Raw genomic sequence first — 25,939 nt, forward strand, 5'->3', positions numbered from 1 at the left:
CGGACTTTTTTTAATTGCTTAACTATCTTGAAAACGATGTAGGTATTGATAAAAAAACAATCTCTTATATTTCCAGAGAGAAACTGCATTAAATCCAACTGGAAGAATCAATATAAAATTCAGAATCAAATTGGAAACTGGTGAATTTGGAACAAAGTCAACGGAAATCATTTGTTTTAAAATAAGATAAGGTAAAAACGAAATAAAGGTTAGCAAAACTGAAACTAACTTCCGCTCTTTTATGTTCCCCTTCACGTAATAAAATGTATTGGTGGAAATATCAAATCGAGCCTGCGTCCACTCTCTAATCTTTAAAAAAGGTTTTTCAATGAGTAAATAACTTACAAGTGCAATCAAAGCAGAAATGAAAAGGCTTAATGCAGATGCTTTCAAAAGTTGATTGAAACCATTGGCATCTCGATTTAGGTGGTTGAGTAAATTCAACATCACAGTGGTATTGACAAGCATGTGAACCAAATAGATCCCATAACTAAGTTTACCAATAAACACAAGAACTGGATTGGCTAAAAACCAAGCAATCTTCGAGAAAAAACCACCCACAGCACCATATACTACTACAAACGCAAATAGTGAATAAAAGCTAATTCGAAAAACGGTAAAATAAATTTTGGATTCCCAGAATTCCAATGTCGAAAGGTAACAAAAAATAAAAAACAAAACTGCAAAAACGAAATAGAACTTCGATTTTGCATTTGGAAGTTCTTTCGAAATTTTTCCCGAACGCCATAACTCCATTAATAGAATACCATAAACAAAAGGCTCAAAATGTGTATGAATCGGGTGAAACAAATGCATAACCGATTCATCAAATCCATTGATTGGTACATATAGATGATAATAGAAACGAATGAAGTTTGGTAATATGAGTAATAGAATTAGAAACGAATATTTTTGACGTGATGTGGACAAGGCCTTTGTATAAAACAAAAATGCAAACGGCATCGCCAAATAAAATTGTTCTTCCATGGAGAGGGACCAACCATGAACCATGATCCGCTTTGGAAAATAATTTGAAATGTAAGCAAAATCTGTCCACCAATAGGATAACTTTACTTTTAAATCAGCGAGACCTCCCGCAAATTCTCCTGTTACTCCGTGTGCTTCCGTTTTTTTTAAGATACCTGCCATAATCAAAATCGTGATCGAAAGAATCACATAAAAAGCAGGAAAGATTCTAAGAGATCGTTTGATTACAAAATTTTTCCAACTAACAAAAAAACTAGCTCGTTCCAATTCTCTAGAAAAAGACGTTGATACTAAAAAAGCACTGATCACGAAAAAAAGACTCATCAGAAATTCAACATTCTGAGCATTCGGCAGATAATCGCTGTAATGCTTTGGAAAAGCATCAATCGAAAATGCAAAACAATGGAATAATATTACGAAGTAACAACTTAAAGCCCGAATGCCGTATAATTCATTAATTTCTTTTTTGTTTTTCTTAAATATTTCTAGAAAATATTCTTTCATAATCTCACTGTTTTGGAAATACTGTTTTTGAGATTCTATATAAAGCAATCTATTTTTACTTGATTCAAAGGATTAAGAATCTGGATCAGAAAGGAAAGGCTAAATCTAAATGGTGATCATGCGAAAACTTTCAACTTATCAATCTTGGATCAAATGGATCTTTTTTTTAAGTTTCGTTTTTTTATCCATTCAGTATACATCTCCACAATATTCCTACTTTCAAGATAGCCACGATAAACTAATTCAAACCTATTCCATTTGGAAAAATCATTTCCTATCCGACGCTCTGTATTATCCCGCGAAAGTTTTTGATTCAAATTATGAATACATCCACCTCACCAAAAACTTATTTCTAAAAATTGACGAAAGACTCGTGAGTGCGTTTCCGATTCAGTTTGCCTATTTGATGGCACCTTTTTTATTCGTCTTTCCGCTTTCTAGTTTGGTTTATACATCTCTTTTATTCTTAATATTATCTTTTTTCCTATTAAGAAGGTATTACCAGTTTTCATTTTTGTTATTGTGGATTAGTTTCTTCGGTACTTTCCTTTGGCCACTTAGTTGGGAATATTCCGAACTACCTGCAATATTTGCTTTTTCAGTATTTTGCCTTTTACCAATTCTAAAACGAAAAAAAGAAACTATCTTCCAATTGTTAGGTGGAATTGGACTCTCTTGGATCGTGATGGTTCGCCTAGATACCCTTCCATTCTTTCTCCTATTTTTTTTGAGTTACTTTTATTTCATTTGGAAAGATAAAAACCGAAATGGATTCTTTAAGGAAATTTTATCCTTAAAAATTCTCATATTTTCCGGCATCATCGGGATCTTATTTCAATTTTTAATTAATACTATTCTTGTTCACCATTTTCTTGGATCGAGATACTTGGCAAACATGAATGGATTTTCGGTGGAAATGTCCACTAGACTTCAATGGTTTCAAAGCCTACTCTTTTATGGTGAGAAAAAAATTGGATTCTTTGTATATTTACCAATCACTGTATTTCTTCTAATTTTTTATGGGATCAAATTTAACAAAATCAATAGAACAAAAAAATCTTTGTTTCTATCAATGACTATGACAATATTTCTAATTCCATTCCTTGCCCCAAACGACGGATTTAACAATTGGGGACCGCGTTATTTCACAGTATTATTGATACCGTATCTACTCTTATTAAAACCAATTTTGTCGATCGTTTTCAAAAAAAGAAAATGGATATATTCAATTTTCTTCTCTCTCTTATTCCTATATTCGGGTACGTTAGGATTGATCGGTGCAAAAATTCAAAAATCGAAAACAAATTTAATCAAAAAATTCCAATCCGTCACAAATACGATCAAACCAGATATTATCGTATTCACCGACTATCTAAATTTATATTCAATGGGAAGCGATTACATCAAACTTATGGCAATTGTTTCCTACACAACAGAATCCAATACAAAGCTCATCCATAGTATTAGTGAAATGATGCCAAATAAAAAAATAGCCTTCGTTGACTGGCACCCTTCTATTTTAACTCAAGAAATCAGAAGAACAATGAATGCAGAAAAATTAAAAGGTGGATTTCCCATTTCAGATTGGAACTCTGATCTGCTAGAAAACACACTTAAAAATTTTACCTTCGATTACCAGAGAATCGACATTCAAACTTACCGTATTTGGTTGGGAACTATTGCTGAGAAGGAATCGAAGTGAATCACATGAATAGAAAAGATTTCAATTTATTGTTTATCTTCTTTGTATCAATTTTATGTCTACAATTGTTTCTTTCGGCTAAAAACAGTTTTATATCCGATTCATTGGCAAAAGCCTTTCAAATTGAATCTGCAAAAACACTCAAGTCAGACATTATTTATCCAGCAAACTTGTTAGATGCTGAAAAAAATCATCATCCAGTATTATTTATAATCAAAAATAAAGAAGAATTAAAATCGGTATTTTCCCAAACATTTGCATCGATTTATGCGTTTATTTTTTATTTTATACCCGTTCAATTAATGTTATTTTTTAATGGTTTCTTTCTTTTGCTAAGTGCGTATACTCTAAATCGATATGCAAATATTTCTATAAAAGTAAGTCTCCTTCTTTTTGTTTGCTCCATTGTTCTCACTCAGGTAATTGATTTATCCGAGGTTCCCTTTACTCTGTTCTATGTTAGTTTTTGTTATGCTATATGGACAAAATCAATACAACAAAAGAATGAATTTCTCACTGCAATCACGCTCTTATTATTTGTTTTAGGAAGTTTTCTACGTTTAGAAATTCTTCTGTTATCAAGTTTAGTATTTTTAAATTCCATGATTCAAACTTCATTAGACAAAAGTTTCAAAAATGGATTCCTTTATCTAATCTCCTACACTCTTGCAATTTCTATATTCCTTATTTGGAATTATCATGAATTTGGCCACCCTTTTGGTATCCGATATTTATTCAACTATAGCACTGGAAGTAACTTAACTCTGATATCAAGAGTTTCCAATTTGTTTCATATCCTATTTTCAGGTAACCCTACCTTAGGTTTTAAATTTGGATTCTTTTTATTTTCTCCTTATTTTATCTATCTTTGTATAAAATATTGGAAACAGATGTACCCCAAAAAAGAGAATTATATTATATCATTTCATTTTATTGTTTTTTTAATTTATCCCATACTAGTTGGTCTTTCCGCTCCGAATGACGGTATCACCATTACTGGAAGATATGCCCTTTTTACAATTATCCCTGGTATTTTCATTCTCAATCATTTTTGGGATAAAATCAAATCAGACAAATTTTTTCTTACTCTTTTGTTATTTTCATTTTTCCTTAATATCTTTGTTTTAAAAATTTCAAAAGAAAGTTTCAAAATGATTAAAAAAACGAACAAAATTTATGAGTCTTTCAAAGCCGACTTATGGATTTTTTATGATCAGAATATTAGTGGTACAGCAGGAGTGCATTTACTCACGCAAAAAAGTTTATCATTTCAAGAATTCTCAGATATTGAAAAAAGAAAACAATTACTTGAGGTATTGAAAAAAAATCAAATCAAGTCCGTTTATACCTTTGATTTTTCAAAAACAGTTCCAAATTCCTTTATGAATTTAAAAAGAGAGATTGAATTATCTAACGTGGATTTTGTTAAATTTTGGGAGTTGGAAGGATATACATGTCATTCTTACCAAGAAGTTGCCTTTATTGGCTACCGGCAGTGCTCACTTAAAGAATAAGATGGTTTTTGAAATATACAGATAATATCAATTTTAGCCAACGCTTATCAAGATGGAATCACTCACTGTAGGTTGTAGGTTTTCATTATTTGAGTGACCAATTTTTCACTTGGTGAACGAAGTTTCCATAATACCAGAAAATATTCTTTAATTGTCTCATCAAGAATCATATCCGATAATGTTCGCCACTCTTCATTAGAAATAGTTTTTTTCAAAATAGATATAAATCGATAAACGTTTCTAGCTACAGGAAGGCAATATTTCTTATCCTCATTACATAATATAAATTAAGTTTTTAATTGTTGATAAGATAAATCTTTTACAAATTGATCATAGATTTTCCTATCTAATGTATTTGCATTCTGTTCCATACTACGATTTAAATAAATACCAGAGTGGATCTTACCACCATCGGGACATCTCGCAATTGGAATCTCTTCCGAATTCTCATATACCAAACGATAATCCTTTAATAACATGCGATCATTCATCAGATCTGAATAAACACAGTTCCAAGGGAAATGAATTTCCAAAATCTCGGGCTTTTGCAAAGAGATGTAACTCTTAATTAATTTCGAATCATTTTTATTTCTGGCTAAAAATTGATTCCCTAGATATCCTAAGTCCAACACATTTAATTTCTTTTCAAAGCTCATCACATCTAAGTCAGCAATCGCAACTAAAGGTAATTGAATTTCAGTTTGTTTCGAAATGGACAAAATCGTTTCTTTTCTATCTTCAAATATTTTCGCACTACAACAAAGATCGTACGATTTCAATTTGTAGTTTTTGTATGATATAAAACATGTTAGAAGAAAAACCAAAATAAAAATAAATTTCTTTTGTTTAAATATTGAACCTATACTTGCAATAAATAACACACTCGAGATAGCTAACATCCAAGTCATAGGCCTTGCTGGATCGAGTCTGAAATTACCAATGAGAAATGGATGAAAAATTCCTGGTAACAGGAAAGCGAAAGATAAATAGAAAAAATTCAATTCCCGATTACTTCTTCTGAAAAACAAAAACAGTCCCAAATTTATTGGAATAAGTAACAATAAATTTTGTTTAAATCCTATTTTGAATATTTCCCAATTTTTGATTAAACTGGGATTAAAAGTGAATAGATGATTTAGATTTTCCAATAGAGATAAATCTTGTGCTGTAGATGTATTAGGAAATATTTTCCCAAAATATAGAGATCGTATTACAAAAAATATTACCCAAAGGATAATAGCCATAAGAACGGGGTATATCTTTCGCACTGAGCTTCTTTGTCGATACAGGATGACAAAGAAAATAATAAATACAAATGAAAGATGATAGACACTTTCGATTCTTACTATGCTCGCAAAGAATAAAAGAATTGAATTTTTTGCAAGAGACAACTCTTTACCTTCAACTAAGCCGAATAAGATCAGTAGACAAAGGAGATAAAAGAAATGAAGCCAAGGGTTCTCCATTCCAGAAGAATGCCATGTTAAAAAAGTATAGGAAATAGAAAGCAAAACGGAACATAAAAAAACTAAAAATAGAACGAATGAATCTGATTCAGAAAGTATAGTTTTGAATATATAGTAAATGACGAAACCGAATAGAAAAGTTGTAAACCACCATTGAATGATAAAAAAATCAGAATAATGCATTGGAATGGTTTGATATACCAATGCAAACAACAGAAACTCAAACGGAGAAGAAAAACCCTCTTCGATCTCGCCACTTGGATTCACACCAATGAATCCAAAATCGATCCAATTTTTTTGCATGACTAAGCGTAATGATTCCATCATCTCGATTCAAATAAAAACTCTCAGGATAAAAACTGAGTCCTATTTTAAATACAATGATTGTAATAAAACCTGATATGGTGGGAAATAAAAATTTCTTAAACCATACTGCAGAATTTATTCTTTTGAAAAGACTCATATTTTATTTATTTAACTTTCTTATCTGATGAAAATTTATGATGTTAACGCTTCTGTTTCTGTTGTGATTTTACAAATTCTACAACATACAAAGGCCGACCTTTGGATTCCTCGAAAATTCTAGCTACGTACTCGCCTAGAATCCCTATGGAAATTAAAATTGAACCGCCGATGAGGCAGATAAGTGTCACAATTGTGGCCCAACCTGGATTGTAAACAATTGGCATATGAAGTATAAAATGTTGAAAAGCACGGTAGAGAGCATACATACCGACCGCAAAGCCAATGAAGGCCACAAAAATACCCAGACCTAAACTAAACCTCAAGGGAAGTGGTGAAAACGATACAGCAGCATTCATAGCCAACTTTAACATTTTTTGAAGCGGATATTTTGTTTCTCCAGCTACACGAGGATCACGCTTATAATAAACTGGAATTTGTGGAAATCCAATCCAAGCGTTCATTCCCCGTAGAAATCGATGATTTTCTCTTAGGCCATTCAAAGCATCCAAACATCTCCTCGAAATCAATCGGAAGTCTCCTGAATCTAATGGTAAATCCTTATGAACCAAAACCTTCATGAGTCGATAAAAAATCCATGCTGTTATTTTCTTAAACCAAGACTCACCAGAGCGAGTTAGTCTTTGTCCATAAACCACATCATATCCATCTTGGAAACGGTTTAACATTTCGAGAATTACTTCTGGTGGATCCTGTAAATCAGCATCCATGATCACAACGGCATCCCCTTTTGCATAATCCATACCCGCCGTCACTGCGATTTGATGACCAAAATTCCGAGAAAGACTCACAATTTTCACCCTGGAATCTTTATTTGCCCAATCAACCAATTCAAAAATCGTATGGTCGCTACTGCCATCATTGACTAAGATTAGTTCCACTTTTGAAGGTAACTTAGGTAAGAATGAATCTAATCGTTCTCTCAAAATGGGAAGAACCGATTCCTCATTATAACAAGGAATAATAATCGAAAGTAGTTTCGGGAAATTGCGTTTTTCTAAATAATATTTCATTTTCTTTCTTAATCTACTTGAGTAACCTTATTTATAACTTATACTTTAATATTTAAATCCATTTCATAGGTATGCTTCGCTAATTAAAGAATTCATATTTAATATTTGATAAATTCTTCGATGCTAAAACCATACAAAGCAGTCTCTTTTTGCTTTTTCCACAGATCGGAGTTCTCAAAACTTTTTCCGTTTCCGCCCATAAATCTTTTTACTACACAAGTCTCTTTCTGTTGCAAATCAACATTATTTCCGAGTATAGTCGGTGTTAACCGCTGATTGCCTTGCCAATTCAAGTAGAGCGAGATATATTCAGGTGTTGCATCGGAAAAGACAACCGGACCGGCACAATGCTCAATGAGATAAGAAGTTGTACCTCGCCAGTCCTCTTTGAATTGAATGTAGAAATTCTTCTTAAAATCGATAAAGGAAAGACTTAAAAATAGAATTAATCCCAAAAGAATTTTTTTATTCTGAATTTGATTTCTTAAATTTTCACTGGCAAATAAATACACCAATGGTAATGTTACAATCCAATTTCTGTTAGTTGCAATTGGTTTAATATAAGAAAATAAAGTTGTAGAAACTACAATCAAAATGGCTACAAATAGTGACAATTCACCAAATGTTAAATAAAATTTTTGTTTATGATTTCTTTTGGTTTGAATCGATCCAACCAGCGAATAGATGAAAAAGAGCACAGGCAAAAGTGCTGTCAGGAAAAAATATTTTTTTGAAGTATATAAGAACAGAGATCCATATGTTAATAATAATACGATCCCAGGAGGATCGATCCAAGAAGCTGTTTGTATCCTAGAAGTAATGAATAACTGAAACAAAAATGGCAAATAAAAGCAAAAAGATATAAACCCAAGAAAAAATATTACCTTGGAAATTGGATCTTTATGATAGAAATAATAAACAAAACAAACAAAATACAAACTTCCAATGAATATAAATCCGAATAAATGAACATAAGAAATCGTTACGGAAAGGACACTTAATATGCACAAATGCATAATCTTCTTTGGTTCCGAAATCAATTTCTCAAAAAATATCAAAATCAATGAAGATAAACATAAAAGTAGGCTATATGATCGAACTTCTTGGGCATAATATATTGCGCCTGGTGACAAAGAGAACAAACAAAGAAACAAAAATCGTTTCTTTGAATCCCAAGCGCGAGTGAAAATACCTATCAGTATTAAGTTGAATATGGATATGATTGCAGGAAATAATTTAATTGTAATCTCACTCATTCCTGGGATGAGTCGAATCCAAAGTCGAAGTAAAATTTGAAATAAAGGAGGATGAGGATCATCTGCCAAATAAACCCAAAATTCAGACCAATTCTGAATCGAAGATGCATATACAGAATATAATTCATCTGTCCATAAACTTTGTCGATCAATAGAAAAGAGTCGTAAAAAAATGCCAATTGAAATCAATAAGTAGGTTAAAATTTCTATCTTCCAATTTTTTATGCGTTCCCTCTCGATTTTCACCTTTTCTTCTCCAAAAGAAAACCTTGGAAATGTGCAATTTTATGCTCAGAAGTTACCTGATATTCGTTAGGTTTTAATTGGAAATTGATATCAAACTTTTCCTTCCAAATTTTGCTTGGGAATTCATCATTCACCAATCGATTGCCTTCCCATTGTAAAAAAAGAACACTGATTTTTTTGTCTTTCAGAATCTCTTCTAATTTTAGCCAATCTCCATTTGAATAAACAGCAACTTGTGGATATGTAATGTAAGTATCACCCATTAGATAAGATAAAGACAAACCTCTATGAACAATTAAATCTGGTTTAACTTTTTGAATTTCAGATACCATTTCATGATACAACTTAGAAGAAGATGACCACTGTTTTGTGGCTCTTGTATCAGATTTGTAAGAAAAATAGAGAAAAGGTAAAATGACAAAAAATGATACAAGTTTTGGAGAATGTTTCAACAGAGTGAGAACTGTAGCGATTAAGATTAAATAAACTCCACTTTCATAATATCGCATACCAAAAATATCAACACCTGCTCGGTACGGGGAAAGAATCGGAAGTAAAATGATAAAAAATAGTCCTGCGATGAAAAATGGAAAGAGCTCTTCTGATTTCTTTTTCCAAATGAGAGCCAAAGGTGAAAGAAAAAGGATCGGATAACCTTTAAAAATTCCAATCTTAAATTCATTTCCCCACAAATCAGCAATCCATTCTACAAGATAATTCCTTTTCATATCATCAGATCCGATGTCATTGAAGGTATTCAACCCGCGCATTCCCAAAACGTGACCATAAATCGAATGATTCCAATAGAAAAAGAGAACTTGCAGTAAAATTGCCAAACAAATATACGGTATCAATTGTTTTAGTAATTCTAACTTATGATTGGATAAAAGATACGAAGCACTCAAAAAAAACAAAAGAGTAATCGTCGATTCAGGACGTAATTGAAAATTAAGAACAACACAGAGTGCCAATAATAATCCAAAAAAAGCATTCGCTTTGGTTTGAAATTTCAAATAGGAATAAACGGAAACTAATAGGAAAAAATTTGTAAGCGTTAGTTCCGAATAGTCCAAAGCAGATAAAAAAATTGGAGAGAAACATTGTATTAGAATTGATGCAATTAAAATAATGGACGAACGGTTTTCAAATTCCTGAATGATCTTATCTAAAATTAAAAAATTTAGAAAAAAGAAAAATATTGGAATGTAGGTGAGACTCAGATTTGAAAACAAAAAACCAAAGATCTTTTGAATCCAAACAAATAAAACAGGATATTGGAATACACATTTCCCATTTTCTAAAAAAAATGCCCACGGGTATCCTATAGGAATCATTTCCAAAGGAAAACCTAATTTTTTTGCAGGGAAATAACAACTTTCCGGGCTGTTTCCTTCGATTACACCAATGACTTGGTAGTATTTTATTTGTGGATCACTCGAAATAAAAACAGAAGCATCATTCCACTTCAATCGAAAGAAAACCGGAACTAAAATGATTAGAAAATAAATGAAATAACGATAATAAAATTTCACATTTAATCTCTTTTGATAATATGAGCAGTAAGAGCCTGTAAACTGAAAATCAACAATGTAAGGCTTATATTGGAAGCTACAATAAATTCACGTTCAAAATTAATAAAAACAAACCCCGATTTATACCACTGAAAAATTAACCAAACAAGCGTTAACCCAATGATTGCAAATCCAGTGATCAATACAAAAAAAAGTCGATCCTCTTCCATTGCTAGAATATTTTGGTATAGCTTACTTACCCTTGGTTGTTTAGTTGCAATCAGGAGTCCAGTTCCCCAAAGACTTAAACCTAATATGGTCAAAAAAGAAAATAAGATCATTGAATGAATTCCGTACAAATTGAATCCAGCGATGGATATCACACCCTGAGCGAAAAAACCGATCAATAATTGGAGCCAAAAAAACGCAAAAAAAACAAAACCAACCCTTTCAAATAAATGCGGTCCATAAAATAAAATACGGAGTAAATGTCTCATTCCATCTCTCCATGTTTTCAAATGAGGGATTCTTCCTTCTTTATCAGGAGAAAGAGAAACGGGAACATGCGCCATTTTTGCATCATGAATTAATGCTTTGATTAACAATTCTGATGCAAATTCCATACCTTTACTTTTGATTTCCCAAGAAAGATATTTTTCTTTCTTAAAACATCGAAATCCAGAATTACTATCACGAATTTTAGTTTTTTTCGCATAAAGTAAATTGATGATCCAATTGATCACTGGCGTTCCCAAATAACGATGTAAAAAAGGCATTGCTCCATTATAAATGGTGCCATCCAAACGAGACCCAATCACCATATCATAATCACCAGATACAAGTTTGTTGATCAACAATGGAGCTTCCAAAAAATCATAAGTGTCATCCGCATCTGCAAAAACTACGATTTCACCTTTTGCATTACGAATTCCAGAATCCAATGCGGCACCATATCCCCTGTCTTTTGCAGGAACAACCCTTGCTCCAAATTGCTTAGCGATACTTACAGATTTATCGGTACTTCCATTATCAGAAACGAGGATTTCAATCTCGTAGACCTTTGAATTCTCTTTTTTAACTTGCACCAATTTCTTTAAAACGTAAGGTAACGTTAGTTCTTCATTAAGACAAGGAATGACAATCGTTACAGTAGTTTTTTTCATAATTCGCCTCGTTTATATATAGCAAAAGGATCATACATATCCAAAAAAAATTCGAAATAAGGTTTTAATTCCGGGAAATATCGATTCCCAGTTTGGAACTGATTTAATTTTGAATAACAAATAGCTGGATAAGACTGCAGATCAAAACAATATCTTAATAGTTTTAACTTTGATTCAAAGTTTTGTTCAATTGCATAATGATAAAAAAACAGTTTATTACCAAAAAAGATATTTTCGGCAAATGACATCGGAGTGTTCACCTGTGTTTGATTTAATTCTTCTTTTTTGGAAATATAATATTCGAAATTATTCGGTGTGACCAATTTTGCGTATTTCAAAGTATAATGATCAATGTAAGCAAATCGAACCGAAACAATTGTTAAGAAAATCAAAACAAAACCAATAATCATTTTAGGGAGTAAATTATAATTATTGCTTCTGAATATTTCTTGATTCTTTTCCGGAACTTTATATAAAACGAGAAGACTAATTAGTAAAAATAAATTGGATATCTCGAGACTGTTAAAATCATAAAATTCATGAATCAACCAAACAAAAAAAATTAGAGTGAGCATTAAATTATTTTTTAATGCCTTTTTAAGGCTCGTTCCTTTTCTCAGAAAACTAAAACAAAGAATCGATAAAAAAGTAATACTCCCCACAATCCCAAATGATCCGAAAAATTGAATATATAAGTTGTGTGCCAATGGAAAACTTGCAAAATTATATATGTAATCTTTAATATAGTATAAAGAGCCCGAATCAAAACCAGATGTTATCACAAAAGGGATTTTGTTTTCTGGATACATTCCAAAACCGAAAAGGGGGTTTGACTGAATCGTAGCTAAAATATAATATTTCCAAATCGAGAATCGAACAGAAGTGGAACCAAGGCTTAGTATCGATTTTTCTGAATAAAATAAAAAATACGCACCGATTCCCAAAACCAGAAAGACTATCAAATAGGAAACTAGCCGTTTATTTTTAGGCTTTTGGATTAAAAAAATCACCAAAAGTAAAAATAAGAGAAAAGATCCAATTGAATTTCGAGATACCGTAATTCCGAACCAGATTAAAGAAGCTAATAAAACGAGAACGTAAAATCCTCGCTCCAATCGACTCTGATTCGTTTCAAACCAGAGCATCATTGAAATCATGATCATTAAAAGTGAATTAGAAGCAAGTAAACTTACAGGAATTAAATAAATTTCCTCATGATATGAAGTAACTTGGAAATTCGGATCTTTAAAAATCCCAAAATAGATAGAAAGAGAATTTAGTAGAAAAAATAGGAGTATTGCTTTCAAAAGATAAATCACTTGCGATCTATCCCATTTTTTAATGACACAATAAAATAAAAATGCCTCTAAAAGTAATACAGCTCTTTGTAAAGCAAAGTCATCCCACCAATCTCTTACTATGATCGCAAAAATTACGAGAATCGATAAAAGAAAAATTGTTTTTGAATTCTTTAGATCCAAATTTTTTGGATCTCTCATCGTTAAAAAAAGTGCAATAGCGATCGGAATCGAGGGATATGCCATAAAATCCACAAAGGAAATGACAGGCACAACAGCCAAAAAGGGTGCAAGAATCAAAAAAGTTTCTGTTGATACGAAATGAAAAGAAAAAAGTAAAAACAGAATCCAGGTCAGCGCAATTATTTTGATTCCAAGTTTTTGAGGAAAAAGTTGGATGGGATCATACTCTGCGATCTTAAGAAAAACAAAACTAAGTAATAAAACAGTGAGGAATAAGGTCCAAAATGGAAAGGGATTCTCTTTGAATGATTTCCATCGAATTGCCGTGTATAAAATAAATGAAAAAATGCTAATTCCAAGGATATCAATCCGGAAATTTTTTTGATTCGTATAAGATTGGAATAAAAAAGAAATTCCAAACAATAGAAACGCATCAATTAAAAAAGGGAAAAACCTTTTCATTGGTTTATAACCAATTGGCTGTCTTCGGAATGTACTTTTCTGGAAGAGTTTTTTTGAAAAAATCTCTCTTATTTGCAAAGATGTTGAAATGGATAATATGCCGAATTGCTGCAATCCCATCCTTCCAAGTTATTTTTTTTCCTTCTAAATAATTTCTCGGATAGTAAGAAATAGGAAATTCTTGTACACGAATCTTGAGCCTTGCCACTTTAGCTGTGATTTCAGGTTCGAATCCAAATCGTTTCGATTCTAAAATTATATTTTTAAGAATATCGGCACGGAAAACTTTATAACATGTTTCCATATCTGTTAAGTATAGACCACTTAAAAAATTAGATAGTATGGTTAGAATCCGATTGATTAGATAATGAAAGGTTCGATGCACTTGTCTTCCATCTTTCTTAAATCGGGACCCGAATACTACATCCGCTTTTTCCTTCGCAATGGGTTCAATGAGCACTGGAATTTCTTCCATGTCATATTCGAAATCAGCATCCTGAATGATGAGAATGTCACCGGTGGCCTCGTCAATCCCACGGTGCAGGGCAGCGCCCTTACCTTGGTTCTTTTCCTGTGCCAGGATTTTGAATTCAGATCGAAATTTGAAATTCTGAAGGATTATAAGAGATTGGTCTCTCGAAGCATCATCGATAAAAACCAGTTCTTTGGAGGTGGGTAATGTTAGAGAATCAATCTTTTGAAGAAACTCCTCCAAATGAGCTGATTCGTTGTAAACAGGAATGATGAGAGAGGTTTTGACTGTTTTTTTTGAACTACCGAGATTCCGTCTGGCGACCATAACTAATATCTAAGAATACTAGATTGGAAAGGAAGTCAAGCGCCAATTCGTTCAGAATCGTGAGTCCACATTACGATTTGATACGATATTTGCGAAGTCCTAATAGTCCGTGGATGATCGTAAGTAACAATGCGTAAAAAATATTAAGGTTCTCACGATTTCGCAACATTTTGAAATGTGCAATCATCACTTTTTTCTTGTTAGATGTTGCGGCACCCCTTCTCACTCTATATCGAGCAAGAATTTCAGAATTGGCAAAGGCGACTCGACCATCGCGTAATATATCCAACCAAAGTGCATAGTCATCTCGCAGGCTTTTGAGAGACGGATCAAAGTATTTTTTTCCCACTGTGGGAATATGGTAAATTGCTGTCAGCAAACCAACCCGATTATAATGTAATAAATTTCTATATGAAAATGACTTTTGTTCAACTAAAAATGGTTCGCAGAACTCAAATCCATTTTCGTCAATAATTCGATAGGATGAGAAAGAGAAAGAAGATTTGTTCTCCTCCATAAATGGGATCATTTTATCTAAAAAATTAGATTCCCATAAATCATCTGCATCCAAAAAAGCAATGTATTCGCCACTTGCAAGTTCAATCCCTTGATTCCGTGTATCTGCAGAGCCAGAATTTTTTTCTTTGGGAATCACACGGATTCTTTTGTCTTTCTTTGCAATGTTTTTTGCCACATCTAAAGTATGATCCTTAGAACAGTCATCAATGATCAATAGTTCCCAATCTTTGTACGACTGGCTTAATAACGAATTTACAGATTCTTCCAAATAAGAGGCTGCATTGTACGCAGGCATGATGACTGACACTTTAGGCATGATGAATGATTCCTAATCCAGATTTGAATCAGTCGACAAAAAGAAAAGTCTGATTTAAGACTGACCCTCTTTTGCTAAAAATTTTTCGGCTGAATCGAGAGCTTCTTCGATAATATGATGCATGTCTAAATAACGATAAGTTGCAAGTCGTCCAAGGAAAGTGACATTGGTCAATTTTTGAACTTCTGACTCATATTGTTTCAATATTTCCATATCTTCTTCCAAACGTTTTGGATAGTAAGGAATATCTTCTGCATCCGTTTCCTTACTATACTCCTCAAAGTAAATTGTTGCTTTATGATCTTCCCAAGGGGTAAAATGTTTATGCTCGTGCACTCTTGTATAGGGAACTTCTTCCTCCGCATAATTGATGACAGCGTTTCCTTGGAAATCTCCATCTGCTCTGTACTCTTTGAAATATACAGTCCGATAACCTAACCGTCCGAAACGAAATGAAAAGTAGGCGTCAATCGGTCCTGTATAAAAAATGTGATGATACTCGGAATTTTTATCTTTTTCTCCCGAAAAGTGATTCCCTAATTTTACCTGTACATTCGCGTGCTCTAACATCTTTTGGATGATTGCAGTGTAACCTTCTTTCGGAATTCCCTGGAATACATCATTATAATAATTGTCGTCATAATTAAATCGAACAGGCAAACGTTTCAATATGGAAGCGGGCAAATTCCGAGGTTCAGTCCCCCACTGTTTCTTCGTATATCCATAAAAGAAGGCTTTGTATAACTTTTCTCCTACAAACTTTTTTGCTTGTTCTTCGAATGTTTTGGGATCAGTAATGGATACATCACCTTGAGATTCGATCCACTTTTTAGCTTCTGCAGGTCCGAATGATTTTCCATAAAATTGATTGATTGTATGTAAGTTAATCGGCAAGGAATATACTTCGCCTTTATAAATCGATTTGACGCGATTCACAAATGGTCGAAATGAACCAAATGAGTTTACGTAGTTCCAAACTTTTTCATTGCTTGTATGAAATATATGCGGTCCGTACTTATGTACCATCACATTCGTTACCGAATCACGTTCAGTAAAACAATTACCACCAATGTGATTTCTTTCATCCACAACTTCGATTTGATATTTTCCTGTTTTTGCGAGTGTATTTGCTACGACAGCACCAGAAAAACCTGCTCCGACTATTAATACTTTTTTCATAAAACCCGTTTTGGTAATAAACTTAGAATCAAAAACACAATCCTTTTGAACATTTTGATTCCAATCGATTTATAATAATAAAATATCTTCATCAGACCAGAGGTAGATTCATAACTTACTTTTTTTCCTAAAAAAAGTATTATCATCTTCCATTGAGAATCTGAAAGTTTCATAGAAATTAATTTTTCTAAAAACGTTTCTCTTGGTAATTTCCCTTCATGGAAAACTAATCTAGCTTCACGTGCAAATTCCAAATCAGAATGTAGAAAATGAGCCATGATGGACTCTAATTCAGAGACTCCTTTTCCAACATTTTTAGTAGACAAGCCACCTAAGGAGTAATGCACAATTGAATCTTGGATTTTTTTCCCAATGTAACCTTTCTGAATCACGCGAAACATAAAATCTACATCAGCAGAATATCTATAATCCGTGTTAAATCCTTTTAACTTGGTATAAATTTCTTTTTTACACAAATACGCTTGGTGATTGGAAGGATTCCCAATCAAAAAATCAAAATCTGTAAGGGTTTTTGGTTTCCAACGCTTCAATCCAAAAAACATTTTGGCCTCGCCACATACATAATCTACTTTTGAATCCAATGTGGATAAAACTAATTTTTCAAGTGCAAGTGGGTGTAAAAAATAATCATCGGCATTTAAAAACAAAATCCATTTTCCATTGGCTAACGGCAAAGCTCGATTCATGGCATCGTATACGCCCGTATCCTTTCCTGAAAAGAACCGAATTTGATCTCCGAAAGTTTTAATTTTATCGACTGTGTGGTCAGAACTCAAACCATCCCATACCAATACTTCAAAGTTAACATTTTTTTGGATTAAGGCGGAACGGATCGTTCGAACAATTGTGTCTTCAGCATTGCGAACAACTGTTATGATGGATACTAAAGGTTTCTTATTTTGCATTTGATTGTGTTAAGGATTCATACAACTGTATATGTTCATCGGCACATTGATCCCAGGAAAAATGCTTCACTCGATTGAACCCATTTTCGATCAGTTTCTCTTTAACTTGATTTTCACTCAATATTTCTATAATTTTGTTTTTTAAATCCATTGGATCCTTTGGATCAAAATAAATAGCAGCTTCACAAGCCACCTCTCGAAAGACATCAATGTGACTACATAGAACAGGGCAACCTACAGACATAGACTCAAGTAAAGGAATTCCAAATCCTTCATAAAGCGAAGGGTAAATAAAAATGGAAGCATTTCGATAGTAAGAAGCTAGTTGGGAATCGGAAAGAATCGGTTTCCAGTGAACATAACTAGAAAGACCAAGTCGATCAATCAATTTCCGTTCCCAATATGAAAAGTTTCCTCCACCCACACATAACAAATTTACCTGTCTAGGATTCTCTTCTTGCAACAAAGAAAATGCATTGAGTAATACTGAGAAATTTTTGTAATCGGATCGATTGCCAACAAACAATAAATAATCTTTGAATGGCAAATTAGATTCTACAACCTTTTCCGTAGATAAATCACCGGCTAAATAGATAACCGATACTTTATTCATTGAAATTGATGGATACAAACGCAAAAGGTCTGCCTTTGTAGTATTAGAAATACAGATGATATGATCCGCAAGCTCACACAAAGATTTTCTGTTCTTTAATATAAAATTCGACCTTCCATAATATTCAGGAAACAATTCATGGACACAGTCATACACTGTCAGAACCATTTTTGTTTTGCTATTTCTTACGGAATCTTCAAAATAAAATTGAAAATACGTTGGATGGAATACTGTAAATTCGTTACTTAAGAGCTCATGACAAACTCTTTCATTCAATTGATCAATTTGTTTACGTAAACTGAATTTATAAATGCCTCGCTCTCGTTTTAATAGAAATTCAGGCATAGGATATCCAAAAAAAGTATATAATTTTTGGATGACTAGAAAAACGCTATAGAGGGTGAAGAAACCAGGAAGATTGATTTGTCTATCTGTCGAATGATCGATTAAAATCCCTTTTGAATATTCTTCAATTCCTACAGATGTTTGCAATTCTATATTTTTTTCCTTTAATCGACGAACTACTTCGATAAAAATTTTGGAAATACCACCGAATTTGTTTTGAAAAAAAATTTGATGGTCAATGATTATTTTCATACAATCTCTGATACACTTGTTTCGTTAGCGAAGCAGTTTTTTCCCAAGTAAATTCCCCTACTCGCTCTAACGAACGATGTGCCATCTCTTCTCTTAGTGCTTTATTTTCTATATAGTTTTCCATTCCGCGAGAAATTTCTGTTATATCATGAGGACTGGCATACATACCTGTGTCCCCCACTACCTCCGGTAAGGAGGAAGTGTTGGAAACTAAAACTGGCACGCCGCATTGCATCGCTTCAAGTGGTGGCAAACCAAAACCTTCGTAAAATGACATATATACAAAAAATTGGGAGCCGGTATAAATAGAGGCTAATAATTCATCCGATACAAATCCTACAAAAACGATTCGACTCTGCTCTTCTTTTGAAAGGTCTCCCAGTAAATTTTCTTTTTCCGGTCCCCAACCTTTTCCACCAATTAATACCAATTTTAAATCTGGATTCTTTGGTAAACACTTCATTGCAAAAAAAGCCTGGATCGTATTCTTTAAATTTTTTCGAGGTTCCAAAGTGGCAACGCTTAGTATGTATCGTCCTCGTTTTAATCCAAACTTTGTTAATACATCGATTATCTTTTGGTCAAATGTCTCCTTAAAAAAGATTTTCGACGCTGCCAGTGGGGTGACAAAAATTTGATTTTCTTTTATCGAATCCGAACATAACAGAATGTCTTTTTTACTATATTCTGAAATTGTAATCACAGAATCAGTTTTTTTTAAATCGCGAATGAGTTTCCAAACAACTTCATCTTGATTGCCTTGAAAGTATTCTGGATACTGAAGGGAAATCACATCGTAAATTGAAATGATCTTTCTGATGTTTGATTTTAATATATAACTTGGTATCGGCAAAAACGTACTATGAAAGATACATTCTATAGATAACAAATTGGTAGGAATCGGGCGAAGATACTCATTCAATCCCAATAGAAAAAGCAATGGATCTACTAATAAACAAAATATCGATTTAAGCCATTTCGATAGAAGCGGAAAATTTCTCCAATCCAGTCGATTTAAGAACCATTGGTAGTATTTAAATAAAAAATCCTTTCTGGGAGAAGGATCTTTGGGGAATAACAATTTACGTTCCTCAAGGTGGATACCATGATTCTTTAAATATTCTCGCACATCACAAATATTACCATGTATTGAACTTAAGTGAAGTTCCACAGATGGATCTTTCAATAACTGAAACAAAACATTCTCAATCACACGGAAGATACCTGTTTTTGCTTTATTACTTTTTATAGACCAAGCAAGGACAGAGATATCATAAATAATTTTCAAGTTGTTTGAACTCTTTTTCAGAACTTTGGTTGTCTGCTTGTGACTTCAGATATGAGAAATCGGCTAATTCGTGTATCAAATAAGCTTTCTTAGTGTGTTCATTATAACAAATAGCACGATTGATTTGATGACCTGTCAGTTCAAATATCTGAACCAACACTTCACCATAAGGAAGATGCGCTATTTTTTTTATGTATTCTTTGTTTTCCATAGCTTTATTATAAAAAATATTTTAGATAATAATAATAGAACCTAACGACAAGTTTCAACAGAAAAGAATGTTTCATTTTTGGAAACCGGTCCTTCATTAAATATTGAGAATAGTGAAACAACCAATGATCGGATGTTTTTCCTACCACACTCTTCTGCATTTGAACAATTTCACGATGTACATTTAAATTTTGACTGGTTTTTGTATTTTCATGGATTCGAGTGCATGCAAGAACCTCTGGCAAAAATATAAATGAATTTGTTTGCGATATTCTTAACCAATATTCGTAGTCCATACAATAACCAAGTGATTCATTGAGATAACCAACTTTATTAAGAACTTCTGATTTTAAAAAGACAGTTGGTTGGCAGATGATACAATAATCGATCAAACGTTCATTAGAAAACGATTCAACAGGATAAAACTCAAGGAATCGATCTTCCTTATCGATATGCAAACCTACTCCATACAAAGCTAAACTGTCATTTTCTATTAGAGCAGTGAATGCTTTGTTTATGGCTGACGGTAAATAGATATCATCCGAATTCAACCATGCGATGATGGAACCATTCGCTAACTTCCAACCTTTATTGATTGCATGAGTTTGCCCATTGTCTTTTTCCGAAAACCAACGATAACTAATCCCAAGGCAATTCGTCAAAAACGCAGTATCTCCAGTCAGCTTTCGAAATATCAGATCTTGGTAGATTCCTCTTTTCTCGGCATTTTGAAGTAGATCAGCATAATACCTAATTCGAGCTACCGAATCGTCTTTTGATCCACCATCCATCACGATCAAATCCAAATAGAATGAACCTTCCTGAGAAAGAATGGAACTTATGGTTCGATCAATAAACTCACCTTGGTTGTAAGATGGTGTGACAATGGATACAATTTGGTTTTTACTGATTTGGCTCATTGGTTGTTATTCAAATGGAAAAAATTGAGGTTTATTCCAATCCCAAATTCTTTCGGGGAATTCGTTTACATCTCCACCTCTGATGTTCCAAAGTTGGGTTCTTTTAGAAAATAAAGCAGATATGTGAATTGACATAGATATTGTTGCTAATATTAAAAAAGTAAGAGTAAACAAATGATTTTTTCGAAATTTCTTCCAAACTAAAGACAAAATCAAAACAAAAAAGGGAATGATATCAGTAAAAAACCTTGGCCCAACGGAATGACCGCCCCACCAATGTGGAAACATAGATATCGCAAGTGAATGTAGAATAATTATAGATACACAGAGGAGAGCAATGAGCTTATATCGGATCGAAATAAAAAATGTAAGAAAAATAATGAGTAAAACAGGTGACCATATAAAAATACCCCTATTCGGACTGAAAAGGTTTCCTAATAAAGCGATTCGAAACACATCCCAATCAAAACTCAACCGATTCGATTGATAATAAGGATGAAAAATTTCTCCGAAAGTGAAATAATTGATAAGAAAAAAAATGCAAAATGAAATTAAAAATGAACTTAAATAGTTTAATCTTTGAACTGGATAAAGATAGAATACAAAAAATGAAATGGAAACCAACGGTATAATATTCGTTGGTCTAACTACATAAGCAAAGACTAATATCACCCCAAGGAAAGTGATACTAACTTTGGTTTGCTTTTTCGATACCAACAATAACAATGCTAGTGAAAGTAACAAAACACTACCAGAATGTTGCCAGAGTGCCCGGCTTCCAGAAGACAACAATGGTGTACCGAGTCCAATCACAAATACCAAGATCGCTGCCATTCGATTCGATAGAAAATGAGTAGATAATTTATACAAAATAGAAAGCGAAAAAAGAATTAATATAGAAGCACATAACTTTTCTAAATGAGCATGATACTTAAAAAAAAGTGCTTCTTTAAAAAATAGATTTAAAACTGAAACAATTGGTGTGATCAATATGCTTATTCCATATGGAAAATAATTAAAATAGTGATTCTCCATGCGAATTGCTGCATAAGATTCCTCAAGTCCATAATTCCTATATTCATCTAAATCAAAATTCCCTTCATTCAATAAGCTTAAACTTGTAGGAATCACCCAATAGGAGTCCAAAGTTACCATTGGACGAGCAACAAAATAGATAACTGACATCAAAACGAATAAAAGAATAAAATAGGAATGTCGAAAAATATTTCTAAGCATTGATGAAGGAAGTAGGTTCGTATAGTAATGTTTATTAAGATTTAAGTTTTTCACTGATGCGAATTCTCGACTTCGAAATATGGTACTTCACTGAGTAAAGGTTGGTTTCGAAAATAACGAATTAACTCTTCTGTTGCCTGAGTTTCCATTTCCAATCGACAATCAAAAGAACAGGATCCCATATGTTGTGTGAGAACTACATTTTCAAGCTCAGTCAGCTTACCTTTGTATGGTTCTTTTTCGTAAACATCAATAGCCATACCTGCAAGATGTCCTTTTTTTAAATACTGATAAACGTCCTCTTCATTTACAATCCCTCCTCTTGCGAAATTGAATAAGTATGCAGCTTGGTTCATCTTTTTCAATTCCGGATTGCTAATTAAATTTCTTGTTTGCGGTGTTAAAGGTACATGGAGACTAACAAGATCAGAACTTTTAAGCAATTTTTGAAAGGAAACTTGTTCGATATCTAAGGCAAGTTTTCTTAACTCAGAGATCTCACTAGTCTTATCAACGATATCATGTATAAAAATCTTTCTGGGTTTAAAACTACTTAATATTCGTACAATTTTTTGACCCACTCTCCCAAATCCAACAATGCCTATTGTCGAGGATTGAATACTCAAACCGACAGGCCGGGACCAACCTTCCCTTCGCAATTCTCGATCAGCATATACCACTTGCCTAGGTAAGGTAACCATCATTCCAACGACTAATTCTGCGACAGCAAGTGTCACAGCATCAGGTGTATAGGATACGCGAATTCCTTTCCCTTTGCACATTTTTAAAGGCACCGAATCCAATCCAATTCCGACACGAGAAATCATTTTTAAATTTCTCGATTCATTTACGAGTAAATCTAAATTTTCAGTACCTGCAATGATTCCATCAGAATCTTTTGCAAATTCTAATATTTCCTCTGCAGTTAGCTTTCTACCAAGTGGATTGATTGTAAAACGAATCCCGCTTTTCCTTAAAAGATCAATAGGTCGCGGATCGTATTTTCCAAAGGGATAGGTAGAGATAAAAATATTCACGATTCTATTCCATCATTATTCTTAAACAATTTTTCGGCTCATCATAAAATCGAAAATACTCTATTATCAAAATTTCCAATATGTCTTTCCAGTGTGATAAAGAGAACAATATCTGGCTTTGAATTTAAAATATTCACCAAAGGATCCATATTCTCATTTTGAACAAAATTAAAGGCATCAACTTTTGTGAACCTTTGGTTGAAAAAAGTGTGCATAGGATAAAAATACGAGTCATGTATGACAACTATATGTAAATCAGCTACTTTTCCTTTTTCATTTTTTTTTGAAATATATAGAAATTCATCGTCCTTCAAGTAATCACCAAGAGAAAGAAAATCACCCAGGTCTTTCCCTTTCGATTGGACCTGCACGAGATCAAAATCTGATTCACGCAATTCACTAAGATTCGGAAAATCTTGCTTGATTATTGAAATAACCTTTTTAGAAGCAATGAAGGCACCATTACTATTCCAATGGGTATCCGTTTTATAATAAACATTTCTTAATGGTTTCGTTAAAAACAATTCTTCATGAAAAAAAATTGTAGGATTTTTTGATTTCCGATATTCTTCATGTATTTTGAAATATTTATCACGTTTGATGGTTGAGAAATCATCAGGCTTTAAATATTCAGGGTAAATATTGAATTTCTCTGGAACCACTGCCGAATAGAATTTGATTCCTTTATGCGTACAAAACTGTCGTAACTTTTCTACACCAATTTTGTGTATTTCAAATTCCTTTTTCTTAAACGAATAATCTCTGCCGTTTGGAGATTGACCCCAAAATATGTATAACCAATCCTCTAAACCACGAACCACCCTTCGTTTTGGACTTGAATCCAGAAGAAACCATACGAAGTAATTGTATTTTTGGATAATCCAATTTCTGGCGGGAAATCTTTTCTCAAAATAAGATTCAATCAAAATAAAACGATTATCAAAATCAGCTTTTACAATTTCATCAATCGTTACTTCATTTGCTTTTTCCGTCGATTGAATGTCTCCAACAATCCCTAATCCCAGATTAATCACAGGAAAGAAGAGCATAAAAAATACAAAATTTAAAAAGATTCTCTTCATTAAAACCTGAAATAGATAAAAGGATTATAATTATTTGCTAACAAACAAATAATCGTTACGATAAAAACAACAACTACAAACATATTCTTTAAAATTGGGATCTCGTTCAATCGACTGTAGAAATTCCAACTTCGGGAAAAAAAGATAGCGATTACTATACACAAAACCCATCTTAAATCAAAGCTTGAAATAATTTGATTCTGCTGTAAGCCGTTCTTGCCAAACATCACCTCAAAAAAATCGAAAGCATCTGTTGTAGTTTCAATTCTAAAGAACACCCATCCTACATTAACTAATCCAAACGTTATGAGTAGCTTCAAAAAAGTTGGAATCAAGTTGAATGCATTACTAAACCGTGTTCTTTCCAAAATGAGAAAAAAACCATGAAAGAGTCCCCAAATTAAAAAATTCCAGCTCGCACCATGCCAGAAACCACAAAAAATAAACACAACCAATAGATTAAAAGATTGTTTATATTGTGATACCCGATTACCGCCTAGCGGAATATATAAATAATCTCGAAACCAAGTAGAGAGGGGGATATATGCCATCGACGCCAAAAATCCTGAAAACTTAACGCGCTATAGGGATGATTGAAATTCTTAGGGAACCTAATCCCAAAGATTAGACCAAGTCCAATCGCCATATCTGAATAACCAGAAAAATCAAAATAGATTTGAAAGCTATAAGAGAAAATGGCTAACCATGCAACTCCAGACCCAAACTCATAAGTGGGTGAATTTAAAACTTCGTCTGCATACAAACCTAAGGTATTCGCTATGACTACCTTCTTCGCGAGTCCCCAAATAAATGTAGTTATACCTTCGATTTTATCATCTAAACTTGAATTAAGTTTATTTAAAGAATGAAAAACCTCAGTATAGCGAACTATCGGCCCTGCAATCAATTGCGGAAAAAATGAAATATAAAAAGAAAATCTTAAGAAACTACGATCGGCAAAAATATCCTTACGGTAGACGTCAACTAAGTATGATATTCCTTGAAAGGTAAAAAAAGATATTCCTAGAGGCAAATGAACTTCCTTAACTTCCAAATTCAATTCGATAAAGGAATTAAGAGATGATAGCAAGAAGTATGAGTATTTAAAATATATGATTAATGAAAGATTGGCTAATATTCCTAATATTAAATAACCTCGACTTCTCTTAGAAACTTCGATCAATTGGGCAAAAAAATAATTAATAAGAATTGAAAAGAAAATGACAACAATATAAACTCGCTCCCCCCAATAATAAAATATAATGCTAGCAAAAAGTAAGGTTAATAACTTATAACGATTCGAAACAACACTGTAAAATAAATATACCAAAGGAAAGAATAAAAACAGAAATAAGGGTGAACTGAATATCATAAGGGACTTAAAGCAACCTGAATTCCTGTATTATATACTCTCAATTGTCTTAGATTG

At 32.9% G+C, this 25,939-nt stretch carries 22 protein-coding genes; 2 read left to right on the top strand and 20 right to left on the bottom strand.

Annotated features, from left to right (window positions below; translation table 11 throughout):
* Nucleotides 1-18: 18 nt before the first annotated feature.
* A complete protein-coding gene (locus tag LEPBI_RS09815; protein WP_012388957.1) occupies nucleotides 19-1,491 on the bottom strand; it encodes an acyltransferase family protein in 1,473 nt (490 codons plus the stop codon).
* A gap of 109 nt (nucleotides 1,492-1,600) precedes the next feature.
* Between LEPBI_RS09815 and LEPBI_RS09820 the strand changes: the two genes are divergently transcribed.
* Nucleotides 1,601-3,193, top strand: coding sequence for an LA_3751/LA_3752 family putative glycosyltransferase (locus LEPBI_RS09820; protein WP_012388958.1), 1,593 nt, complete (start codon nucleotides 1,601-1,603; stop codon nucleotides 3,191-3,193).
* 5 nt (nucleotides 3,194-3,198) lie between these two features.
* Nucleotides 3,199-4,707 (top strand): LA_3751/LA_3752 family putative glycosyltransferase, encoded by a 1,509-nt coding sequence (locus LEPBI_RS09825; protein WP_012388959.1) that lies wholly within the window; start codon nucleotides 3,199-3,201, stop codon nucleotides 4,705-4,707.
* A 287-nt stretch (nucleotides 4,708-4,994) separates the two neighbouring features.
* Here the strand turns inward: LEPBI_RS09825 and LEPBI_RS09830 are convergent, their stop codons facing one another.
* From LEPBI_RS09830 to LEPBI_RS19385, 19 genes are all read right to left on the bottom strand, one after another.
* Nucleotides 4,995-6,500: a hypothetical protein gene (locus tag LEPBI_RS09830; protein ID WP_012476299.1), complete on the bottom strand. Its 1,506-nt coding sequence runs from the start codon at nucleotides 6,498-6,500 to the stop codon at nucleotides 4,995-4,997.
* A 179-nt stretch (nucleotides 6,501-6,679) separates the two neighbouring features.
* Nucleotides 6,680-7,669, bottom strand: a complete 990-nt coding sequence (locus LEPBI_RS09835; protein ID WP_012388963.1) for a glycosyltransferase family 2 protein — start codon at nucleotides 7,667-7,669, stop codon at nucleotides 6,680-6,682.
* Between the two features lie 98 nt (nucleotides 7,670-7,767).
* Nucleotides 7,768-8,505 (bottom strand): hypothetical protein, encoded by a 738-nt coding sequence (locus LEPBI_RS19225; RefSeq protein ID WP_226992742.1) that lies wholly within the window; start codon nucleotides 8,503-8,505, stop codon nucleotides 7,768-7,770.
* A 662-nt stretch (nucleotides 8,506-9,167) separates the two neighbouring features.
* Nucleotides 9,168-10,703: an LA_3751/LA_3752 family putative glycosyltransferase gene (locus LEPBI_RS09845; RefSeq protein WP_012388965.1), complete on the bottom strand. Its 1,536-nt coding sequence runs from the start codon at nucleotides 10,701-10,703 to the stop codon at nucleotides 9,168-9,170.
* Between the two features lie 2 nt (nucleotides 10,704-10,705).
* Nucleotides 10,706-11,845 (bottom strand): glycosyltransferase family 2 protein, encoded by a 1,140-nt coding sequence (locus LEPBI_RS09850; protein WP_012388966.1) that lies wholly within the window; start codon nucleotides 11,843-11,845, stop codon nucleotides 10,706-10,708.
* Nucleotides 11,842-13,788 (bottom strand): O-antigen ligase family protein, encoded by a 1,947-nt coding sequence (locus LEPBI_RS09855; protein ID WP_012388967.1) that lies wholly within the window; start codon nucleotides 13,786-13,788, stop codon nucleotides 11,842-11,844. The genes LEPBI_RS09850 and LEPBI_RS09855 overlap by 4 nt, the downstream gene beginning before the upstream one ends.
* A 4-nt stretch (nucleotides 13,789-13,792) precedes the next feature.
* Nucleotides 13,793-14,587: a glycosyltransferase family 2 protein gene (locus LEPBI_RS09860; protein WP_012476300.1), complete on the bottom strand. Its 795-nt coding sequence runs from the start codon at nucleotides 14,585-14,587 to the stop codon at nucleotides 13,793-13,795.
* A gap of 70 nt (nucleotides 14,588-14,657) precedes the next feature.
* Nucleotides 14,658-15,422 carry a glycosyltransferase family 2 protein gene (locus LEPBI_RS09865; RefSeq protein WP_012388969.1) on the bottom strand — a complete coding sequence of 255 codons (765 nt, stop codon included), beginning with the start codon at nucleotides 15,420-15,422 and terminating at the stop codon, nucleotides 14,658-14,660.
* 54 nt (nucleotides 15,423-15,476) lie between these two features.
* On the bottom strand, nucleotides 15,477-16,601 hold the full coding sequence (gene glf, locus LEPBI_RS09870) for a UDP-galactopyranose mutase (RefSeq protein ID WP_012388970.1): 1,125 nt from the start codon (nucleotides 16,599-16,601) through the stop codon (nucleotides 15,477-15,479).
* Nucleotides 16,598-17,527, bottom strand: coding sequence for a glycosyltransferase family 2 protein (locus tag LEPBI_RS09875; protein WP_012388971.1), 930 nt, complete (start codon nucleotides 17,525-17,527; stop codon nucleotides 16,598-16,600). The genes glf and LEPBI_RS09875 overlap by 4 nt, the downstream gene beginning before the upstream one ends.
* Entirely contained in the window at nucleotides 17,517-18,737 is a 1,221-nt protein-coding gene (locus LEPBI_RS09880) for a glycosyltransferase family 4 protein (protein WP_012388972.1), read from the bottom strand. Before LEPBI_RS09880 ends, LEPBI_RS09875 begins: the two co-directional genes overlap by 11 nt.
* Nucleotides 18,721-20,025 carry a glycosyltransferase family 4 protein gene (locus LEPBI_RS09885; protein ID WP_012476301.1) on the bottom strand — a complete coding sequence of 435 codons (1,305 nt, stop codon included), beginning with the start codon at nucleotides 20,023-20,025 and terminating at the stop codon, nucleotides 18,721-18,723. Before LEPBI_RS09885 ends, LEPBI_RS09880 begins: the two co-directional genes overlap by 17 nt.
* On the bottom strand, nucleotides 20,009-20,236 hold the full coding sequence (locus tag LEPBI_RS09890) for a hypothetical protein (RefSeq protein ID WP_012388974.1): 228 nt from the start codon (nucleotides 20,234-20,236) through the stop codon (nucleotides 20,009-20,011). The genes LEPBI_RS09885 and LEPBI_RS09890 overlap by 17 nt, the downstream gene beginning before the upstream one ends.
* Before the next feature lie 7 nt (nucleotides 20,237-20,243).
* Complete coding sequence (locus LEPBI_RS09895; protein ID WP_012388975.1) at nucleotides 20,244-21,155, bottom strand: glycosyltransferase family 2 protein; 912 nt, start codon at nucleotides 21,153-21,155, stop codon at nucleotides 20,244-20,246.
* 6 nt (nucleotides 21,156-21,161) lie between these two features.
* Nucleotides 21,162-22,340, bottom strand: a complete 1,179-nt coding sequence (locus LEPBI_RS09900; RefSeq protein WP_226992743.1) for a hypothetical protein — start codon at nucleotides 22,338-22,340, stop codon at nucleotides 21,162-21,164.
* Nucleotides 22,341-22,441: 101 nt separating this feature from the next.
* Entirely contained in the window at nucleotides 22,442-23,428 is a 987-nt protein-coding gene (locus tag LEPBI_RS09905) for a phosphoglycerate dehydrogenase (protein WP_012388977.1), read from the bottom strand.
* Between the two features lie 41 nt (nucleotides 23,429-23,469).
* Nucleotides 23,470-24,510 (bottom strand): alginate O-acetyltransferase AlgX-related protein, encoded by a 1,041-nt coding sequence (locus LEPBI_RS09910; RefSeq protein ID WP_012388978.1) that lies wholly within the window; start codon nucleotides 24,508-24,510, stop codon nucleotides 23,470-23,472.
* The gene (locus tag LEPBI_RS19465) at nucleotides 24,510-25,061 is read right to left on the bottom strand and encodes an MBOAT family O-acyltransferase (RefSeq protein ID WP_081431664.1); all 552 of its coding nucleotides are present in this window, start codon (nucleotides 25,059-25,061) and stop codon (nucleotides 24,510-24,512) included. The genes LEPBI_RS09910 and LEPBI_RS19465 overlap by 1 nt, the downstream gene beginning before the upstream one ends.
* Nucleotides 25,007-25,882 carry an MBOAT family O-acyltransferase gene (locus LEPBI_RS19385; protein ID WP_012388980.1) on the bottom strand — a complete coding sequence of 292 codons (876 nt, stop codon included), beginning with the start codon at nucleotides 25,880-25,882 and terminating at the stop codon, nucleotides 25,007-25,009. Before LEPBI_RS19385 ends, LEPBI_RS19465 begins: the two co-directional genes overlap by 55 nt.
* Between the last annotated feature and the right edge of the window lie 57 nt (nucleotides 25,883-25,939).

Source organism: Leptospira biflexa serovar Patoc strain 'Patoc 1 (Paris)' (genome assembly GCF_000017685.1).
In the GTDB taxonomy this organism is placed as follows: Bacteria; Spirochaetota; Leptospiria; order Leptospirales; family Leptospiraceae; genus Leptospira_A; species Leptospira_A biflexa.

Bases quoted from the DNA above. Each gene is read 5' to 3' on its own strand.
- LEPBI_RS09815 (WP_012388957.1), bottom strand. From the start codon at position 1,491: ATGAAAGAATATTTTCTAGAAATATTTAAGAAAAACAAAAAAGAAATT.
- LEPBI_RS09820 (WP_012388958.1), top strand. From the start codon at position 1,601: ATGGTGATCATGCGAAAACTTTCAACTTATCAATCTTGGATCAAATGG.
- LEPBI_RS09825 (WP_012388959.1), top strand. From the start codon at position 3,199: ATGAATAGAAAAGATTTCAATTTATTGTTTATCTTCTTTGTATCAATT.
- LEPBI_RS09830 (WP_012476299.1), bottom strand. From the start codon at position 6,500: ATGATGGAATCATTACGCTTAGTCATGCAAAAAAATTGGATCGATTTT.
- LEPBI_RS09835 (WP_012388963.1), bottom strand. From the start codon at position 7,669: ATGAAATATTATTTAGAAAAACGCAATTTCCCGAAACTACTTTCGATT.
- LEPBI_RS09850 (WP_012388966.1), bottom strand. From the start codon at position 11,845: ATGAAAAAAACTACTGTAACGATTGTCATTCCTTGTCTTAATGAAGAA.
- LEPBI_RS09855 (WP_012388967.1), bottom strand. From the start codon at position 13,788: ATGAAAAGGTTTTTCCCTTTTTTAATTGATGCGTTTCTATTGTTTGGA.
- LEPBI_RS09860 (WP_012476300.1), bottom strand. From the start codon at position 14,587: ATGGTCGCCAGACGGAATCTCGGTAGTTCAAAAAAAACAGTCAAAACC.
- LEPBI_RS09865 (WP_012388969.1), bottom strand. From the start codon at position 15,422: ATGCCTAAAGTGTCAGTCATCATGCCTGCGTACAATGCAGCCTCTTAT.
- glf (WP_012388970.1), bottom strand. From the start codon at position 16,601: ATGAAAAAAGTATTAATAGTCGGAGCAGGTTTTTCTGGTGCTGTCGTA.
- LEPBI_RS09875 (WP_012388971.1), bottom strand. From the start codon at position 17,527: ATGCAAAATAAGAAACCTTTAGTATCCATCATAACAGTTGTTCGCAAT.
- LEPBI_RS09880 (WP_012388972.1), bottom strand. From the start codon at position 18,737: ATGAAAATAATCATTGACCATCAAATTTTTTTTCAAAACAAATTCGGT.
- LEPBI_RS09890 (WP_012388974.1), bottom strand. From the start codon at position 20,236: ATGGAAAACAAAGAATACATAAAAAAAATAGCGCATCTTCCTTATGGT.
- LEPBI_RS09895 (WP_012388975.1), bottom strand. From the start codon at position 21,155: ATGAGCCAAATCAGTAAAAACCAAATTGTATCCATTGTCACACCATCT.
- LEPBI_RS09900 (WP_226992743.1), bottom strand. From the start codon at position 22,340: ATGTCAGTTATCTATTTTGTTGCTCGTCCAATGGTAACTTTGGACTCC.
- LEPBI_RS09910 (WP_012388978.1), bottom strand. From the start codon at position 24,510: ATGAAGAGAATCTTTTTAAATTTTGTATTTTTTATGCTCTTCTTTCCT.
- LEPBI_RS19465 (WP_081431664.1), bottom strand. From the start codon at position 25,061: ATGGCATATATCCCCCTCTCTACTTGGTTTCGAGATTATTTATATATT.
- LEPBI_RS19385 (WP_012388980.1), bottom strand. From the start codon at position 25,882: ATGATATTCAGTTCACCCTTATTTCTGTTTTTATTCTTTCCTTTGGTA.